The sequence below is a fragment of the Solimonas aquatica genome (assembly GCF_900111015.1).
Taxonomy (GTDB): Bacteria; Pseudomonadota; Gammaproteobacteria; order Nevskiales; family Nevskiaceae; genus Solimonas; species Solimonas aquatica.
Genome location: NZ_FOFS01000030.1, coordinates 1 through 1,205, shown reverse-complemented (window position 1 = coordinate 1,205; position 1,205 = coordinate 1). Strand labels below are relative to the sequence as shown.

1 protein-coding gene is annotated in these 1,205 nt (G+C 62.0%); it reads left to right on the top strand.

What is annotated here, in order from left to right; genetic code table 11:
* Positions 1 to 127: 127 nt before the first annotated feature.
* Positions 128 to 1,173, top strand: a protein-coding gene (locus BMY12_RS19810) for an IS3 family transposase (RefSeq protein ID WP_245732646.1) whose coding sequence is annotated in 2 segments (ribosomal slippage) — positions 128 to 326 and positions 326 to 1,173 — 1,047 coding nt in all. Because the reading frame shifts where the segments join, the coding sequence is not laid out codon by codon here.
* Positions 1,174 to 1,205: the final 32 nt, after the last annotated feature.

Sequence of the window (1,205 nt, the reverse complement as noted above, 5' to 3'; positions counted from 1 at the left end):
CGACGTCCCCCCGATTTTGAGTAGCACTGGCATTTGGAGTCCAATCCCATGAACAAGGAGATTGGACGTGAAGAAGCGATTTACCGAAGAGCAGATCATCGGGTTTCTGAAGCAGGCGGAAGCTGGCATGGCAATCAAGGAGCTGTGCCGCAGGCACGGCTTTTCCGAGGCGAGCTTCTATCTGTGGCGGAGCAAGTTCGGCGGCATGGACGTGTCGGACGCCAAGCGGCTGAAGGCATTAGAGCTGGAAAACGGCCGGCTGAAACGACTGCTGGCTGAGGCGATGCTGGAGAACGAGGCGACCAAGGAAGCCTTGCGAAAAAAGTGGTGACCGCACCGGCAAAGCGCGAGCTGGTGCGGATGCTGCAGGACAAGGGGATGAGCGAGCGGCGCGCGCTGCGCGTAGCGCAGATCAGCGCCTCGGCGCTGCGTTATACGCCGCGTCCCGACGCCAATGCGGAGTTGCGACGCCAGATCGTCGAGCTCGCGCAGCGGCACCGCCGCTACGGCGCGGAGATGATTCACCTCAAGCTTCGACAGGCCGGGCAACGGGTCAATCACAAGCGCGTCGAGCGGCTGTACGCCCTGGAGAAGCTGCAGGTACGCCGCCGGCGCCGAAAGAAGATCCAGCACGGCGATCGGCAGCCACTGATCCGGCCGAGCACAGCCAACGAAGTCTGGTCCATGGACTTCGTTTTCGACCGCGTCGCGTCGGGCCGCACGATCAAGAGCCTGACCATCGTCGACGACGCTACGCACGAAGCGGTGGCCGTACTACCGGAGCACAGCATCGGCGGTAATCACTTGGTACGCCTGCTCGACGAAGTCTGTGCCCGCCGCGGCAAGCCGAAAATCATCCGCACGGACAACGGCAAGGAATTCACCGGCAAGGCCATGCTGACCTGGGCACACCGCAACGGCGTGCTGCTGCGCCTGATCGAGCCGGGCAAGCCCAACCAGAACGCCTACATCGAATCGTTCAACGGCCGTCTGCGCGACGAATGCCTCAACGAGCACTGGTTTACCAGCCTGTCGCACGCATGTGCCGTGATCCGGGCCTGGACGCAGGAATACAACGAAGAAAGACCGAAGAAGAAGCTTGGCGGGCTGACGCCAGCCGCCTACGCCAAGACACTCATCGTCAAGGCAGCTACCATCAACCCCGGACTCTAAATGCAACCGCTACTCAAATCGGGGGGACGTCG